This window comes from Enterobacter ludwigii, assembly GCF_001750725.1.
Classification (GTDB): domain Bacteria; phylum Pseudomonadota; class Gammaproteobacteria; order Enterobacterales; family Enterobacteriaceae; genus Enterobacter; species Enterobacter ludwigii.
Map to the genome: position 1 here is coordinate 3954403 of NZ_CP017279.1, position 17089 is coordinate 3971491.

Below are 17089 nucleotides of genomic sequence, written 5' to 3' on the forward strand. Positions count from 1 at the left end.
CAAGACTCCTTAATGGAAACTGTGTTCTTCACCCGGGTAAACACCGGATTCAACGTCGGCAATATACTGCCGCACAGCAGCACGCATGTCGCCTGCTTCTGCCAGGAAATTTTTGGCGAATTTAGGGATATGACCGCCGGTAATACCAAAGGCGTCGTGCATCACTAAAATCTGACCGTCGGTAACGTTGCCTGCGCCAATGCCAATCACCGGAATCGACAGCGCCTCGGTGATGCGTTTTGCCAGTTCAACCGGCACACACTCCAGCACCAGCAGCTGTGCGCCAGCGGCTTCCAGCGCCAGGGCATCCTCAAACAGCGTCTGTGCTGCATCACCGCGGCCCTGCACCTTATAGCCGCCAAAAATATTGACGGATTGCGGCGTCAGACCCAGATGACCACAGACCGGCACGGCACGTTCGGTGAGCATTTTCACGGTCTCTGCAAGCCAGGCTCCGCCTTCGATTTTGACCATATTGGCCCCGGCACGCATGACGGTTGCCGCATTCTCGAACGCTTGCTCTGGCGTCGCGTAGGCCATAAAAGGCAGATCGGAAAGCAGCAGACAGGCAGGTGCCCCGCGGCGCACGGCACGGGTATGGTAGGCAATATCTTCGACCGTCACCGGCAGGGTGGAATCATGGCCTTGTACCGTCATCCCTAACGAATCTCCGACCAGCATGACAGTGATACCCTCTTCGGCAAAAAGCTTAGCGAAGCTGTAGTCATACGCAGTAATGGTGGCGAAGCGTCTCTTTTCCTGTTTGCATTTCTGCAGTAAGGAGATGGTGGTTGGTTTCATACTGTTTCCTGATAGCCCAAAAGCGAATCTTTGCGCATTCTAACAGTAACATTTGAGGGAACAATGATTTTAGGCAACCGATTAACCACAATTCCGTGAGGGTTAACCGGTAAAAATGCGGATCACCAGCGGGCTGGTTTTTCTGCGTCGAGGCTATCCAGCACTGCCTTCAGCGAGAGGCCGTCAGGGAAGGTGAGGTCAGGGGCAACGTCGAACAGCGGCCAGAGCATAAAGCCGCGATTTTTCATGTCGTAGTGCGGAACGGTGAGACGGGGGGTGTTAATCACCTCATGGCCAAACAGCATAATGTCGAGATCGAGGGTGCGCGGCCCCCAGCGTTCGGCTTTGCGTATGCGGCCCTGCTGCAGTTCGATTCGCTGAGTATTATCCAGCAGCGTGTCGGCATCCAGCGCAGTGTCCAGCACCACGGCGGCATTCAGGTAATCAGGCTGATCCTGTGGCCCCAGCGGCGGTGTCCGGTAGAAAGAAGAGACCGCCACAATACGGCTTTGTGGGATTTCACCCAGCGCCTGAACGGCAGCATTAACCTGCTCCAGCGGAGAGGCCAGATTGCTGCCGATGGCAATGTACGCCAGGGTCATGCCGTACCTTCACGGCGCGGCGCACGTTTGCGCGGACGACGGTGGCGACGACGCGGCGTCGGTTCGTCATCGAGGTCGACGAGCATATCTTTCTGCTCTGGCGGTGCTGAAACCTGGAATTCGCCCCACCACTGCGCCAGACGCTGCAGTTCCTGGTTCCGTTCAATTTCAGCACGCAGAGACAGTAAATCGAACGCAGCGCGGAATTTAGGATGCTCCATCAGCTTCCAGGCGCGTTTACCCTGACGACGAGACATGCGCAGTTGAAGCTGCCAGATATCACGCACCAGCGTCGTAATACGTTTTGGAATGGCGAGTGTGCGGCAGGCTTCATCCAGCACGTCATTTGCGGCCAGCGCAAACGCATCGTAGTAGGCCAGACCGCTTTCCTGCGCAATTCTCTGCGCTGCTTCCAGCAGCGGATACCAGAACATCGCGGCAAACAGGAACGCCGGGTTCACACGCATATCGTTGTGAATGCGGGTATCGGTATTCTTCAGCACCTGCGCAATCATGCGTTCCATTGGGCTGTCACCGTTTTCGGTAAAGCAGCGCGTAATGGTCGGGAACAGGGGCTGGAAAAGGCTGTATTCGCGTAGCAGCTTGTAGGTTTCGTAGCCGTAACCGGCCTGCAGCAGCTTCAGCGCCTCTTCAAACAGACGGGCTGGCGGCACGTCGTTAATCAGCGTCGCCAGACGCGGTATCGGCTCTGCGGTTTCCGGGCTGATGCGCATTGAGAGTTTGGCGGCGAAACGTACGGCGCGCAGCATACGCACCGGGTCTTCACGATAACGCGTTTCCGGCGTGCCGATCAGGCGAATCAGACCGTCTTTCAGGTCCTGCATGCCGCCGACGTAATCACGGACGGTGAAATCTGCCACGCTGTAGTAAAGGCTGTTGATCGTGAAATCGCGACGCTGGGCATCTTCTTCGATAGAGCCGAAGATATTGTCCCGCAGCAGCATGCCGTTCTGGCCGCGCTGGGAGGTGGTGCGATCGGATTCGCCCGCTTCGTGGTGACCGCGGAAGGTCGCCACTTCAATAATTTCCGGCCCAAACATGACGTGAGCAAGACGAAAACGACGGCCAACAAGGCGACAGTTACGGAATAATTTGCGCACCTGCTCTGGCGTGGCGCTGGTCGTCACGTCGAAATCTTTTGGTTTTTTGCCCAGCAGTAAATCACGCACCCCACCGCCAACGAGATAGGCCTCGTAGCCTGCTTTATTCAGACGATAGAGCACCTTGAGGGCATTTTCACTGATATCTTTGCGGGAAATATTGTGCTGCTCACGTGGAATAACCGACATGCGGTTTTGCGCAATAGCGTCGTTCGCCATGCTCTCTTCGCGGCTTAGCACTTTACGGCAAAAATTAGCGACTCGGGTAAAAATAGTACACCTCGTAGTGTGTTTTGTTATGAAAAAAGCGGCTAATCATAGCTCAGCGCAACGCATTTGAGAATGCTGGATTTTTGGCACGGTCGTCAGCGTCCAGTTGGCGATCGCCATTTTCAGCAGTTCATCAATTCGCAAATCCTGCCATTCGTTGGTTACATTCTGGTTGAGAAATCGCAGCGCGTCGATCAAAACAGGGCGCGGATCGCCGTCTGGCAGGGCGGGCGCATGATTTTGTTTTGACAGTTTAAAGCCCTGTTCATTGACCGCCAGCGGCAGATGAATGTAATCCGGCGCGTTCCAGCCAAACTGGTGATAGAGCGATATTTGTCGCACGGTAGGTTCCACCAGGTCAGCCCCGCGCACAATTTCCGTCACGCCCTGGAAATGGTCATCAACCACTACCGCCAGGTTATAGGCGAACAGGCCGTCACGGCGGTGGATAATAAAATCTTCGCGTGCAAGACGTTCATCCGCATGGATTTCGCCGGAGAGTAAATCAGTAAAGTGCGTCACCGGGGCATGCTGCTTTATGCGCACGGCGGCCAGTTCTGGGCCGTTATTGCGCGTGCGGCAGTGGCCGTCATAGACGCCACCCACGCTCTGAATACGCGCGCGGGTGCAGGTGCAGTAGTAGGAGAGCCCTTGTGCGTGGAGCCACGCCAGGCGTTCCCGGTAGGCATCATGTCGCCTTGACTGCCAGAGGACGTCACCGTCCCAGTGAAGACCGTAATGTTCCAGCTGACGCAGAATGGTATCTGCTGCACCGGGAACTTCACGCGGAGGATCAATATCTTCAATGCGGACCAGCCATTTACCGTGACGGGCGCGAGCCTGCAGGTAGCTGCCGAGGGCGGCAATTAATGAGCCGAAGTGTAATTCACCAGAAGGGGATGGCGCGAAGCGCCCAATATAGTGTGATTCAGACATATCAACAGTAACAAGGCGGGATAAACTCCCGCCTTTGGAGTGTGTAAACAGCGCTGGTATTAACCGGCCATCTGTTTTTCGCGGATTTCTGCCAGCGTTTTACAGTCGATGCACAGATCGGCGGTTGGACGCGCTTCCAGGCGACGAATTCCGATTTCAACACCGCAGGATTCGCAGTAGCCAAAATCTTCGTCTTCGACTTTTTTCAGCGTTTTTTCGATCTTTTTGATCAGTTTGCGTTCGCGGTCACGGTTACGCAGTTCGAGGCTGAACTCTTCTTCCTGAGCGGCACGGTCTACCGGGTCCGGGAAGTTAGCAGCTTCATCCTGCATATGAGTAACGGTGCGATCGACTTCATCCCTGAGTTGATTACGCCATGCTTCAAGAATACGCTTGAAGTGCGACAGCTGGGCTTCGTTCATATACTCTTCGCCCGGCTTCTCTTGATACGGCTCCACCCCAGCGATGGCGAGAATACTCAGGGACGATGTTTTACGGTTTTGCCCTTCTTGCATGTTGCTTCTCCTTAACACGCACTATCGATCCCCGTGTTGGGGGAAAAATCAGGTCGCTATAAATAGCAGATGCTTTTCCGTATGGCAATTATCTAAACGTAACACTTGACAAGCCTGTGAGGAAAAGCGTATTTGCGCACGCGGCCAGAACACTTAATAGTCAATCGTCTAATCCCTTATAAGACAATGGGAAGAGAGGATCTCAGAGTCATATTATCGGCAGAAAGTTCCGCTTTATAAGCCAAAACCTCCACCCCCTGCTTTTGTGCCTCATTCAACAATTGCGCGTATTTGAGATCAATATGGCGGGCTGGAGAAAATCGTTCAATGGCTGAATGTAAAACCGCAAACAGCAATACGGCGCGTTTGCCCGCCGCCGCAACACTCATCAGCTCCCGCAGATGCTTCTGCCCCCGTAGCGTGACCGCATCCGGGAAGTAGCCGTTTTCCTGTTCCGCTAACGTCACTGATTTTACTTCAATATAGCACTCGGGCCGGTCTTCCGCCTGTAACATGAAGTCAATTCTGCTGCTTTCATCGCCATATTTAACTTCACTTTTATGCGTGCCATATCCCACCAGTTCGGGCAGGGTGCCAAGGGTCAATGCTTCCTTAACTAATTGATTGGCGCGCAGGGTATTCACGCAAATAAATGCCCCGTTTTGCGTCTCGGTCATTTCCCAGGTATGGGCATATTTGCGTTTAGTATTTTCTGAAGTGGAATACCAGACCGTGTCACCCGGCGTCGCACAGCCGGTCATGGCACCGGTGTTCGGGCAGTGCAGCGTGAGCTGTTCACCTTCGGGGGTGATCACATCAGCGAGAAAGCGTTTGTAGCGTTGAACCAGCGTGGCGTGCTGCAGGGCAGGACTAAACTTCATCAGAATTCCTTAGGGTATCGCCCAGCGACCAGCGCTGTAGCGGCGTATAACGGGTGCGTCCTTGGGTAAAGACCGATTCGTAAAGCGCGAAGGTATTGACCTCAACGTCCCAGTGAAAGCCGGGTGGCGGAATGGCAACGGCCTGACCGGCATCGCGCAGCAGGGTGATATGCGGATGAAACGGCTGCGGACTCTGGTAACACCCGCTGCGAGCCGCCTGGGCGCGCAACATACTGGCAAGCTGTAAAAGCCCGCGGGGCGGCTGGCGCGTGCCCAGCCAGACCACGCGTGAGCGCAGCCACTGGCCCGCGTCGTCGAGGTGCAGCGTAAACGCCGGCTGAGAAATGCGGCCAGCCATTGCTGCCAGCGCGCGCTGTTTTTCGGCGCTGACATCGCCCAGAAAGGCCAGCGTCAGGTGCAGGTTTGCCGCCGCGATCGGACGCCCTGCGTCCTGGGGAAAATGGCTGGCTCGCCAGCGAACGATTTTTCGCTGCAGCGTGGAGGGCAATTCTATGGCAAAAAACAGCCGTTTCGACTCAGACATACAGGGGACTCGGTAATGGTATGCGCCGATGCTACAATGTACGCCGACTAATGTTAACCCTCTGGAGCTGTTAGTGTCCTCATTGCCGGTCGCCGTCGTCCTTCCTGAGCTTCTTGCTGCCTTCCACCATGCCCCGCAGGTTTTACTTAACGCCCCGACGGGCGCAGGTAAATCTACCTGGCTGCCGCTGCAGATCCTCAAAGAGGGCACTGTCCGCGGGAAAATTATCCTGCTGGAGCCGCGCAGGCTGGCCGCACGGAACGTGGCGCAGCGCCTGGCGGAACTGCTTGGTGAAAAGCCGGGCGAGACGGTGGGTTACCGTATGCGCGCCGAAACCTGCGTTGGCCCGTCCACGCGCCTTGAGGTGGTGACCGAAGGGATCCTGACCCGCATGCTGCAAAACGATCCGGAGTTAAACGGCGTCGGACTGGTGATTCTGGATGAATTCCACGAGCGTAGCCTGCAGGCAGATCTGGCACTGGCGCTGTTACTTGATGTTCAGCAAGGGCTACGCGACGACCTCCGGTTGCTTATCATGTCCGCTACGCTGGATAACGAGCGACTGCAGCAGACGTTGCCCGACGCGCCGGTTATCGCCTCCGAAGGCAGAGCATTTCCCGTTGAGCGTCGCTATCAGCCGTTGCCTGCCCATCAGCGTTTTGACGACGCGGTAGCCATCGCAACCGCCGACTTGCTCCGCCAGGAATCGGGATCGCTACTGCTGTTTTTGCCAGGCGTAGGCGAGATCCAGCGCGTGCAGGACCAACTGGCTTCCCGGGTGGGAAGTGACGTGCTGTTTTGCCCGCTCTACGGCGCGCTGTCGCTGGCGGATCAGCGTAAAGCAATCCTGCCCGCGCCCGCGGGGCAGCGTAAGGTGGTGCTGGCAACCAATATTGCCGAAACCAGTTTAACCATTGAAGGCATTCGCCTGGTGGTGGACAGTGCGCAGGAGAGGGTGGCGAGCTTTGACGCGCGCACCGGGCTGACTAAACTGCTGACGCAGCGCATAAGCCAGGCGTCGATGGTCCAGCGAGCAGGCCGTGCGGGACGTCTTGAGCCCGGTATCTGCCTGCATTTGACCAGCGCAGAGCAGGCTGAGCGCGCTGCACAGCAAAGCACGCCGGAAATTTTACACAGCGATCTGGCGGGGCTGGTGATGGATCTTCTGCAGTGGGGATGCCCGGATCCGGCACAGCTGACCTGGCTTAATCCTCCACCCGCCGCGAACCTTGCTGCTGCCCGGGCCTTACTGAACCGCCTGGGGGCGCTTGATGGTGAGCGATTGTCATCCCGCGGGCAAAAAATGGCCGCGCTGGGCAATGACCCTCGCCTGGCGGCGATGCTGGTGGCTGCGCAGGGGGAAGATGAAATTGCTACGGCGGCGAAACTGGCGGCTATTCTTGAGGAGCCACCGCGCGGTGGCAGCAGCGATCTGGCGCAGGCCTTTTCCCGCAATCAGGGGAACTGGCAGCAGCGGGCGCAGCAGCTTTGCCGGCGACTTAACGGCAAAGCCGGGTCGCCAGACAGCGCGGCTATCGCGCCTCTGTTAGCGCAGGCGTTTCCCGACAGGATCGCACGTCGTCGCGGGCTGGACGGGCGATATCAACTGGCCAATGGCATGGGTGCGATGCTGGACAGCGATGACGCCATGACGCGTCACGAATGGCTGATTGCGCCGTTACTGTTACAGGGTAGCCACTCCCCGGACGCGCGTATTTTACAGGCTATCGCGGTGGATATAGATGCCCTGACGCGTGCCTGTCCGCAGTTGGTCCAGCAATCCGATACCGTGGAATGGGATGAGGCTCAGGGCACGCTGAAGGCGTTTCGTCGCAGCCAGACAGGTAAACTGATCCTCGGCACCACGCCGCTGGCAAAACCGTCGGAAGAGGTGCTGCATCTGGCCATGCTGAACGGCATCCGGGACAAAGGGTTAGGGGTGTTGAACTGGACGCCAGAGGCGGAACAGTACCGTATTCGTCTGCACTGTGCCGCGCGCTGGCTACCGGAGTATGACTGGCCCGCAGTCGATGATGAGACATTGCTGGGCTCGCTGGAACGCTGGCTGCTGCCGCAAATGCACGGTGTACACTCGCTGCGTGCGCTAAAAGCGCTTGATGTTAAGGTCGCGTTACAGAATTTACTGGACTGGTCATTACGTCAACGTCTGGATAGTGAACTGCCAGGGCATTACACTGTGCCGACCGGAAGCCGGATTGCCATTCGTTATCACGAGGATAATCCTCCGGCGCTGGCGGTACGTATGCAGGAAATGTTTGGAGAGGCCACCACGCCTTCTGTGGCGCAAGGGCGCGTCTCTCTGGTGCTGGAGCTGTTGTCGCCAGCCCATCGCCCGTTACAGATTACCCGCGACCTGGGGGCATTCTGGGCGGGGAGCTACCGTGACGTGCAAAAAGAGATGAAGGGGCGGTATCCCAAACATGTCTGGCCGGACGATCCGGCAAATACGGCACCGACACGACGGACGAAGAAGTATTCGTGACGGGGGGCTGGGAACGTGCGGCTTGATGCCCTCACCCGCAGGGTGCGGGAGAAAATACTAAAGACGTTCCTGTCTGGAAGGTCTTGCTGTTTACTTTGAGAGATTTCTTCTTTCACAGGCCAGTGGAAGAAAAGAGAATCGGGCCCTTGCGCCTGAAAGTTGCGGAGAAAAAGCATGGCGGGGAATGACCGCGAGCCAATAGGACGTAAGGGAAAACCAACGCGTCCGGCGAAAGAAAAGGTAAGCCGTCGTCGCCTCAGAGATGAGGACTATGACGATGACTATGAAGACGATTATGAGGATGAAGAACCGATGCCGCGTAAAGGGAAAGGCAAAGGGCGTAAGCCTCGGGGCAAGCGCGGCTGGTTCTGGCTGCTGCTGAAGCTGTTCATTGTATTTGTTGTGCTGATGGCGATTTACGGCGTCTATCTGGATCAGAAGATCCGTAGCCGTATAGACGGAAAAGTCTGGCAACTGCCTGCGGCGGTGTATGGCCGCATGGTGAACCTTGAGCCAGATATGTCCATCAGCAAGAACGAGATGGTGAAACTGCTGGAAGCCACCCAGTATCGTCAGGTGTCGAAAATGACGCGTCCTGGCGAATTTACCGTGCAGGCGAAAAGCATTGAGATGATCCGCCGTCCGTTTGATTTCCCGGACAGCAAAGAGGGTCAGGTGCGTGCGCGTCTGACCTTTGACGGCGATCGTCTGGACACCATCGAGAACATGGATAACAACCGTCAGTTCGGTTTCTTCCGTCTCGATCCGCGTCTGATCACCATGCTCTCGTCGGCGAACGGCGAACAACGTCTGTTTGTTGCCCGTAACGGCTTCCCGGACCTGCTGGTTGATACCCTGCTGGCAACCGAAGACCGTCACTTCTATGAGCATGATGGCATCAGCCTTTACTCGATTGGCCGTGCGGTGCTGGCTAACCTGACCGCCGGACGGACGGTGCAGGGGGCGAGTACGCTGACCCAGCAGCTGGTGAAGAACTTGTTCCTCTCCAGTGAACGCTCTTACTGGCGTAAAGCCAACGAAGCGTACATGGCCGTACTGATGGATGCGCGTTACAGCAAGGATCGTATCCTTGAGCTGTACATGAACGAGGTGTACCTCGGTCAGAGCGGGGATAACGAAATCCGCGGCTTCCCGCTGGCAAGTCTGTACTACTTTGGTCGTCCGGTGGAAGAGCTGAGCCTTGACCAGCAGGCGCTGCTGGTGGGCATGGTGAAAGGGGCGTCCATTTATAACCCGTGGCGTAACCCGAAACTGGCGCTGGAACGTCGTAACCTGGTGTTGCGTCTGCTGCAACAGCAGCAGGTGATTGACCAGGAGCTGTACGACATGCTGAGCGCACGACCACTCGGCGTTCAGCCGCGCGGTGGCGTGATCTCGCCTCAGCCTGCGTTTATGCAGCTGGTGCGTCAGGAGCTGCAAAGCAAGCTCGGTGATAAGGTGAAAGATCTCTCCGGCGTGAAGATCTTTACCACCTTCGATTCCGTGGCGCAGGAAGCCGCTGAAAAAGCCGCGGTGGAAGGCATCCCGGCGCTGAAGAAACAGCGTAAGCTGAGCGATCTTGAAACCGCGATGGTGGTGGTTGACCGTAACACCGGCGAAGTTCGCGCCATGGTGGGCGGTGCTGAGCCGCAGTTCGCAGGCTACAACCGTGCAATGCAGGCGCGACGTTCGATTGGTTCACTGGCGAAACCGGCAACCTATCTTACCGCCCTGAGTCAGCCTAACCAGTATCGCCTGAATACCTGGATTGCCGATGCGCCGATTTCCCTGCGCCAGCCTAACGGCCAGGTATGGTCTCCGCAGAACGACGATAAACAGTTCAGCGGCCAGGTCATGCTGGTGGATGCGTTGACCCGCTCGATGAACGTGCCAACGGTGAACCTGGGTATGGCGCTCGGTCTGCCGGCGATTGTCGACACCTGGCAGAAACTGGGTGTGCCGAAAGATCAGCTCCATCCTGTTCCGGCGATGATCCTGGGGGCGCTTAACCTGACGCCGATCGAAGTGGCTCAGGCGTTCCAGACCATTGCCAGCGGGGGTAACCGTGCACCGCTCTCTGCTCTGCGTTCGGTGATTGCTGAGGACGGCTCCGTGCTGTATCAGAGCTTCCCGCAAGCGGAACGTGCCGTGCCAGCGCAGGCGGCCTATATGACGTTGTGGACGATGCAGCAGGTTGTGCAGCGGGGAACCGGACGTCAACTGGGTGCGAAGTATCCGGGCCTGCATCTGGCAGGTAAAACCGGGACCACCAACAACAACGTGGATACCTGGTTCGCCGGTATCGATGGCCGTGAAGTGGTGATCACCTGGGTAGGCCGCGATAACAACCAGCCAACCAAACTGTACGGTGCAAGCGGGGCGATGTCGATTTACCAGCGCTATCTGGCGAATCAGTCTCCGGTACCGCTGAATCTGGTGGCGCCGGAAGATATCGTCGATATGGGCGTGGACGGTTCCGGTAACTTTGTCTGTGGCGGCGGTATGCGTACCTTGCCTGTCTGGACCACCAACCCGGATTCGCTGTGCCAGCAAAGCCAGCCAGAGCAACCGACGGGTAACCCGTTCGAGCAGTCTTCTCAGCCTCAGCAGCAGCCGCAACAACAGCCGCAGCAGCAGAATGAGAAAAAAGACAGCGACGGTGTCGCGGGCTGGATTAAAGATATGTTCGGCGGTAACTAACGCTTCACATCCCCCCGAAAGGGGGGATTTTTTTACCTGTACTTTCCATTTCCTTAACTCTCGTTTTCATTCTGATTAACCCTTCGTTTTCTCTTGTTTATTTCTTAAACCCTTAATTCTCGTAGGGCCGCTTACTGCTTGCTATGCAACCAGCGTTTCGCATATTATTCTGCGGTCATAATAATAATTCTCGTTTACGTTATCATTCACTTTTCCATCAGAGATAAACATGGCGCTTTCCAATACTGCTCAGCCAATTCACACGTCGCTGCGAAAAATCGCGGTCGTCGTAGCCACAGCGGTTGCCGGCATGTCTACGTATGCACATGCGGCTGAAACCCAGAAAAAAGAAGAAACCATCACCGTCACTGCCGCGCCTGCCGCCCAGGAAAGTCCGTGGGGGCCTGCGCCAACGATCGCAGCAAAGCGCACGGCCACGGCGACCAAAACCGATACCGCGATTGAAAAGACCCCGCAGTCTATTTCCGTGGTGACGCGTGATGAAATGGAACGCCGCCAGCCAGCGACCGTAAAAGAGGCGCTGGGCTATACGCCGAGCGTGTTTGCGACCCGCGGCAGCTCCACCACCTATGATGTGGTCTCAATTCGTGGTTTTACCGCGCCTTCGACGGTAAACACCAACCAGTATCTCAATGGCATGAAGCTGATGGGGAATAACTACTCCGAAGCTTCCATGGATCCGTACTTCCTTGAGCGCGTAGAAGTGATGCGCGGACCTACGTCTGTGCTCTACGGCAACAGCAATCCCGGCGGTATCGTCAGTATGGTGAGCAAACGCCCACTGACCGAGCCGCTGAAAGAAGTCCAGTTTAAAATGGGGACCAATAACCTGTGGCAAACGGGCTTCGATTTCAGTGATGCAATCGATGAAGATGGCGTGTGGTCGTACCGCCTGACCGGTCTTGGCAGTAGTCAGAACGCACAGCAGGAGATGTCAAAATCAACCCGCTATGCGATTGCGCCCTCCTTTAGCTGGCGTCCGGATGACAAAACCGATTTCACCTTCCTGAGCAATTTCCAGAACGATCCGGAAGCGGGCTACTACGGCTGGTTGCCACGGGAAGGGACCGTGGTGCCATACCGTGACGCAAACGGCAATGAGCATAAGATCCCAACCGATTTCAACGAAGGTGAAGCGGATAATAAGATGGCTCGTCGCCAGCAGTTGATTGGTTACAGCTTCTCGCATCAGTTTGATGACACGTTCACCGTGCGTCAGAATCTGCGTTACGCAAAAGTGCATACGCTCTACCGCTCTGTTTACGGCAATGGCTACGCTGAGCCTGGCAAGATTAACCGCGCTTACGTGCGTTCAGATGAAGATCTGAATATGTTTACCGTGGATACTCAGCTGCAGTCGACATTCGCGACGGGCGCCGTAGACCACACGTTGCTGACGGGCGTTGATTACTCGCGTATGCGTAATGATATCAATGCGCTGTACGGTTCCGCCGACCCTATTGATATCCAGAACCCGGATTACGGCAACGCGAACATCAACACCAACCTGCCATGGTCTAACTATTCCGTCGTTAATCGTAATGAACAGACCGGGCTCTATGCTCAGGATCAGGCGGAGTGGGATAAGTGGGTGCTGACGCTGGGCGGACGCTACGACTACGTGATGGCCTCAACGCTGACGCGCGGTACGGCCGATTCGCTGGCTGAAAACCACGACCAGGCTTTCACCTGGCGCGGGGGGATTAACTATCTCTTTGATAACGGTATTTCACCTTACTTCAGCTACAGCGAGTCGTTTGAGCCGGTATCGGGCGCCGATCGTAACGGCACACCGTTCGACCCTTCCCGCGGTAAGCAGTATGAAACGGGTGTGAAATACGCGCCGAAAGACCTGCCGGTTGTGGTCACCGCGTCGCTGTTCCAGCTGACGAAAGATAAGAACCTGACGGCGGATCCGAATGATCCAACGAATACTCACAGTATCCAGACCGGTGAGATCCGTTCTCGTGGTTTCGAACTGGAAGCGAAAGCAGCGGTTAACGCCAATATTAATGTGACCGCGGCGTACAGCTTTATTGATGCTGAGTACACCCATGACAGCACCTTTGAAGGTAAACGTCCGGCGGAAGTGCCGCGTAATCAGGTGTCATTGTGGGCAGATTACACCTTCACCGACACGGCCTTAAGCGGCCTGACGATTGGTGCCGGTACCCGTTACATCGGTAACACGGTGAGCTACTACTCAAGCGGCGACAAAAAAGATCAGCCGTTTAACGTCGCGAGCTACACCCTTGCCGATGCGATGGTGAAATACGATCTGGCCCGTCTGGGTCTGCCGGGGTCATCTGTGGCGGTGAACGTGAATAACCTGTTCGATCGGGAATATGTCTCCAGCTGCTACAAGGATTATGCATGCTACTGGGGTGCTGAACGTCAGGTTGTCGCCACCGCGACCTTCCGCTTCTAATCTCTCTTCGGGCACGGTTCGCCGTGCCCTTTTTATTTAAGTTGGCCGATATGCAGGATAATCAAACGCAATCCGACACCACCTTCACGCTCAATAATCTCTCCTTTCGCGTGCCCGGACGCACCCTGCTGCATCCGCTCTCTTTGACCTTCCCGGCAGGTAAAGTGACAGGCCTGATTGGTCACAACGGCTCTGGTAAATCAACGCTGCTCAAAATGCTTGGCCGCCATCAGCCGCCGTCAGAAGGCGATATCCTGCTGGACGGTCAGCCGCTGGAGAGCTGGAGCAGTAAAGCCTTTGCCCGCAAAGTGGCGTATCTGCCGCAGCAGTTGCCGCAGGCGGAGGGGATGACCGTGCGTGAACTGGTGGCGATTGGACGTTATCCGTGGCACGGCGCGCTTGGCCGTTTCGGCGTGGCCGACAGAGAGAAAGTGGAAGAGGCGATTGCGCTGGTGGGGCTAAAACCGCTGGCCCACCGTCTGGTAGACAGCCTGTCAGGAGGGGAACGTCAGCGCGCGTGGATAGCAATGCTGGTGGCCCAGGACAGCCGCTGCCTGCTGCTCGACGAACCGACCTCTGCGCTGGACATTGCCCATCAGGTCGACGTGCTTGCGCTGGTGCATCGTTTAAGCCAGCAGCGCGGTCTGACGGTTATCGCGGTCCTGCATGATATCAACATGGCCGCGCGTTACTGCGATTACCTCGTTGCCCTGCGCGGCGGTGAAATGATCGCCCAGGGGACGCCGTCTGAACTGATGCGCAGTGAAACGCTGGAACACATTTACGGTATTCCAATGGGGATTTTGCCTCACCCTGCCGGGGCAGCACCGGTGAGCTTTGTGTACTGATGCTGGATTCTATGTTGATGAGTCGCCGTCGTCTGCTGACGGCAATGGCGCTTTCACCGCTGCTGTTAAAAATGAATACCGCGCGTGCGGCTGCGGTCGATCCACACCGCATTGTGGCGCTGGAATGGTTGCCGGTAGAGCTGATGATGGCGCTGGGCGTTACGCCCTATGGCGTGGCGGATATTCCCAACTACAGGCTATGGGTGAATGAGCCGAGGCTACCGGACTCGGTAATCGACATCGGCCTGCGCACCGAGCCAAATCTCGAACTGCTCACCCAGATGAAGCCGTCATTCCTGTTCTGGTCTGCAGGTTACGGCCCGTCAGAAGAGACAATGGCACGGATTGCGCCCGGCCGTGGTTTCTCCTTCAGCGACGGTAAAAATCCGCTGGCGATGGCGAAAAACTCCCTCCACGAGATGGCACAGTTCCTTAACCGTGAGGTTGAGGCCAAAAAACATCTCGACGATTTTGATGCACTGATTAACGCCCTGAAGCCGCGTTTTGCTCACCGGGGCGATCGCCCGCTGCTGATGGTGACGCTGCTGGATGCCCGCCATATGCTGGTCTTTGGGAAAAACTGCCTGTTCCAGGACGTGCTCGACAGTTTTGGTATTCGTAATGCCTGGGAAGGGGAGATGACCTTCTGGGGCAGCACCGCCGTGGGGATTGACCGTCTTGCGGCATTTCGCGATGTGGATGTGTTGTGCTTTGACCACGGCAACGAGCGGGAGATGCAAACCCTGATGGCGACGCCGCTCTGGCAGGCGATGCCGTTTGTGCGTGAAAAACGGTTCCTGCGCGCACCTGCGGTATGGTTCTACGGCGCGACGCTTTCTGCCATGCACTTTGCCCGCGTGCTGGACAACGCGCTGGGAGGCCAGGCATGAGTACGCGTATAGCCCGTTTCCCGGCACTGTTGCTTTGCCTCCTTTTCCTGTGCGCGCTGGCATTGACCTGGTTCAATCTGTCGACGGCCTTACCGCGCGACCAGTGGCGTGGGGCGCTGGTGGCGCCAGATATCGATAATATTCAGCAAATGCTGTTCCACTACAGTCTGTTGCCGCGCCTTTCGATTTCGCTGCTGGTCGGTGCGGGATTAGGGCTGGTGGGCGTTTTATTCCAGCAGGTACTGCGTAACCCTCTGGCCGAGCCGACGACGCTTGGCGTGGCGACCGGGGCACAGCTTGGAATCACGATTACCACACTCTGGGCGTTGCCTGGGGCATTGACCTCGCAGTTTGCTGCCCTCGCCGGTGCGTGTGTAGTGGGCGCGCTGGTATTCGGCGTCGCCTGGGGCAAGCGTCTCTCCCCCGTCACGCTTATTCTTGCGGGGCTGGTGGTGAGCCTGTACTGCGGCGCGATTAATCAGCTGCTGGTGCTGTTCCATCACGATCAGCTGCAGAGCATGTTCCTCTGGAGCACCGGTACGCTCACCCAGACCGACTGGAGCGTCGTGCAGCGTCTGTGGCCGCAGCTCGTCGGTGGCGTCGTGTTGACGCTGCTGCTCTTGCGCCCGCTGACGTTGATGGGTCTTGACGATGGCGTGGCGCGTAATCTGGGGCTGGCGCTGTCGCTGGCCCGTCTGGGGGCGCTGACGCTGGCAATTGTGCTCAGTGCCCTGCTGGTTAATGCGGTAGGCATCATCGGGTTTATCGGACTGTTTGCGCCGCTGCTGGCAAAAATGCTCGGTGCGCGCCGCCTGCTGGCGCGCCTGATGTTAGCCCCGCTGATTGGCGCGTTGATCCTCTGGCTTTCCGATCAAATCATTCTCTGGCTGGCACGCGTCTGGATGGAAGTGTCTACCGGTTCGATGACGGCGCTTATCGGTGCACCGCTGCTGCTGTGGCTGCTGCCGCGTCTGCGCAGTATCAGCGCGCCAGCGATGGATGCTGGCGATAAAGTCTATGCTGAGCGCCAGTCAGTGCTGGGGTTCAGCCTTGCCGGGCTGGCAGTGCTGATTGTTATCTCATTTGCCGCGCTCGCTTTCGGACGCGATGCGGTGGGCTGGCACTGGGCGTCTGGGGATCTGCTTAACGAACTCATGCAGTGGCGCTGGCCGCGCATTCTCTCGGCGTTAATCGCCGGGGTCATGCTGGCGGTGGCGGGCTGTATTATCCAGCGTCTGACCGGTAATCCGATGGCCAGCCCGGAGGTTCTGGGTATCAGTTCTGGTGCCGCCTTTGGCGTGGTCCTGATGCTGTTCCTGGTGCCGGGAAATGCCTTCGGCTGGTTGATGCCTGCCGGGAGCGTTGGCGCGGCGGTGACGCTGCTGATCATCCTCATTGCCTCCGGGCGTGGTGGGTTTTCCCCTCACCGGATGCTGCTTGCCGGGATGGCGCTCAGCACGGCATTTACCATGCTGCTGATGATGCTGCAGGCGAGTGGCGATCCGCGTATGGCCAAGATCCTGACCTGGATCTCCGGTTCAACGTACAGCGCCACCGGCAGCCAGGTCGTGCATTCCGGGATTGCAATGATTGTATTGCTGGCGATGGTGCCGCTGTGCCGTCGCTGGATGACCATTCTGCCGCTGGGCGGCGAGACCGCGCGTGCGGTGGGGATGGCCCTGGCGCCGTCCCGTATCGGGTTACTGCTGCTGGCCGCATGCCTCACGGCAACGGCCACCATGACCATCGGCCCGCTGAGTTTTGTCGGCTTAATGGCGCCGCACATTGCCAGAATGATGGGCTTTCGTCGCACGATGCCGCACATTGTGATGTCGGCGCTGACGGGGGGCGTAATACTGGTGGTGGCTGACTGGCTGGGGCGGATGGTGCTGTTCCCGTACCAGATACCTGCCGGGTTGCTGTCGACGTTTATCGGTGCGCCGTACTTTATCTATTTGTTGAGAAAGCAAAGCAGGTAGAAGGGCGGTGGGGTATTGCCCTCTCCCGGTGGAGAGGGCAGCAGATCGTT

Annotated in this window: 13 protein-coding genes; 6 read left to right on the forward strand and 7 right to left on the reverse strand. The window is 57.3% G+C overall.

Annotated elements, in window-relative coordinates:
- Window positions 1-9: 9 nt before the first annotated feature.
- The 7 genes from panB to thpR all read right to left on the reverse strand — a co-directional run bounded on the left by panB (window position 10) and on the right by thpR (window position 5670).
- Window positions 10-801: a 3-methyl-2-oxobutanoate hydroxymethyltransferase gene (gene panB / locus BH714_RS18595; protein ID WP_014168674.1), complete on the reverse strand. Its 792-nt coding sequence runs from the start codon at window positions 799-801 to the stop codon at window positions 10-12.
- Window positions 802-923: 122 nt separating this feature from the next.
- Complete coding sequence (folK, locus tag BH714_RS18600) at window positions 924-1403, reverse strand: 2-amino-4-hydroxy-6-hydroxymethyldihydropteridine diphosphokinase (protein WP_040018648.1); 480 nt, start codon at window positions 1401-1403, stop codon at window positions 924-926.
- Complete coding sequence (gene pcnB / locus BH714_RS18605) at window positions 1400-2797, reverse strand: polynucleotide adenylyltransferase PcnB (RefSeq protein WP_071605427.1); 1398 nt, start codon at window positions 2795-2797, stop codon at window positions 1400-1402. Before pcnB ends, folK begins: the two co-directional genes overlap by 4 nt.
- A 42-nt stretch (window positions 2798-2839) precedes the next feature.
- A complete protein-coding gene (gene gluQRS, locus BH714_RS18610; protein WP_014168677.1) occupies window positions 2840-3730 on the reverse strand; it encodes a tRNA glutamyl-Q(34) synthetase GluQRS in 891 nt (296 codons plus the stop codon).
- A gap of 59 nt (window positions 3731-3789) precedes the next feature.
- Window positions 3790-4245: an RNA polymerase-binding protein DksA gene (gene dksA / locus BH714_RS18615; protein ID WP_001155232.1), complete on the reverse strand. Its 456-nt coding sequence runs from the start codon at window positions 4243-4245 to the stop codon at window positions 3790-3792.
- Between the two features lie 176 nt (window positions 4246-4421).
- Window positions 4422-5126, reverse strand: a complete 705-nt coding sequence (gene sfsA, locus BH714_RS18620) for a DNA/RNA nuclease SfsA (RefSeq protein ID WP_014168679.1) — start codon at window positions 5124-5126, stop codon at window positions 4422-4424.
- Window positions 5116-5670 carry an RNA 2',3'-cyclic phosphodiesterase gene (gene thpR, locus BH714_RS18625; protein WP_014168680.1) on the reverse strand — a complete coding sequence of 185 codons (555 nt, stop codon included), beginning with the start codon at window positions 5668-5670 and terminating at the stop codon, window positions 5116-5118. The genes sfsA and thpR overlap by 11 nt, the downstream gene beginning before the upstream one ends.
- A 73-nt stretch (window positions 5671-5743) precedes the next feature.
- On the opposite strand from thpR, the gene hrpB reads away from it, so the two are divergent.
- The 6 genes from hrpB (at window position 5744) to fhuB (ending at window position 17039) form a co-directional block, all read left to right on the forward strand.
- Complete coding sequence (hrpB, locus tag BH714_RS18630) at window positions 5744-8173, forward strand: ATP-dependent helicase HrpB (RefSeq protein WP_040018651.1); 2430 nt, start codon at window positions 5744-5746, stop codon at window positions 8171-8173.
- A 174-nt stretch (window positions 8174-8347) separates the two neighbouring features.
- Window positions 8348-10873, forward strand: coding sequence for a bifunctional glycosyl transferase/transpeptidase (gene mrcB / locus BH714_RS18635; RefSeq protein ID WP_025205202.1), 2526 nt, complete (start codon window positions 8348-8350; stop codon window positions 10871-10873).
- Between the two features lie 229 nt (window positions 10874-11102).
- On the forward strand, window positions 11103-13322 hold the full coding sequence (gene fhuA / locus BH714_RS18640; protein WP_040018652.1) for a ferrichrome porin FhuA: 2220 nt from the start codon (window positions 11103-11105) through the stop codon (window positions 13320-13322).
- 50 nt (window positions 13323-13372) lie between these two features.
- Window positions 13373-14170: a Fe3+-hydroxamate ABC transporter ATP-binding protein FhuC gene (fhuC, locus tag BH714_RS18645; RefSeq protein ID WP_020882606.1), complete on the forward strand. Its 798-nt coding sequence runs from the start codon at window positions 13373-13375 to the stop codon at window positions 14168-14170.
- Window positions 14170-15060, forward strand: a complete 891-nt coding sequence (fhuD, locus tag BH714_RS18650) for a Fe(3+)-hydroxamate ABC transporter substrate-binding protein FhuD (RefSeq protein ID WP_040018653.1) — start codon at window positions 14170-14172, stop codon at window positions 15058-15060. The genes fhuC and fhuD overlap by 1 nt, the downstream gene beginning before the upstream one ends.
- Window positions 15057-17039, forward strand: coding sequence for a Fe(3+)-hydroxamate ABC transporter permease FhuB (gene fhuB, locus BH714_RS18655; RefSeq protein ID WP_040018654.1), 1983 nt, complete (start codon window positions 15057-15059; stop codon window positions 17037-17039). The genes fhuD and fhuB overlap by 4 nt, the downstream gene beginning before the upstream one ends.
- Window positions 17040-17089 lie beyond the last annotated feature (50 nt).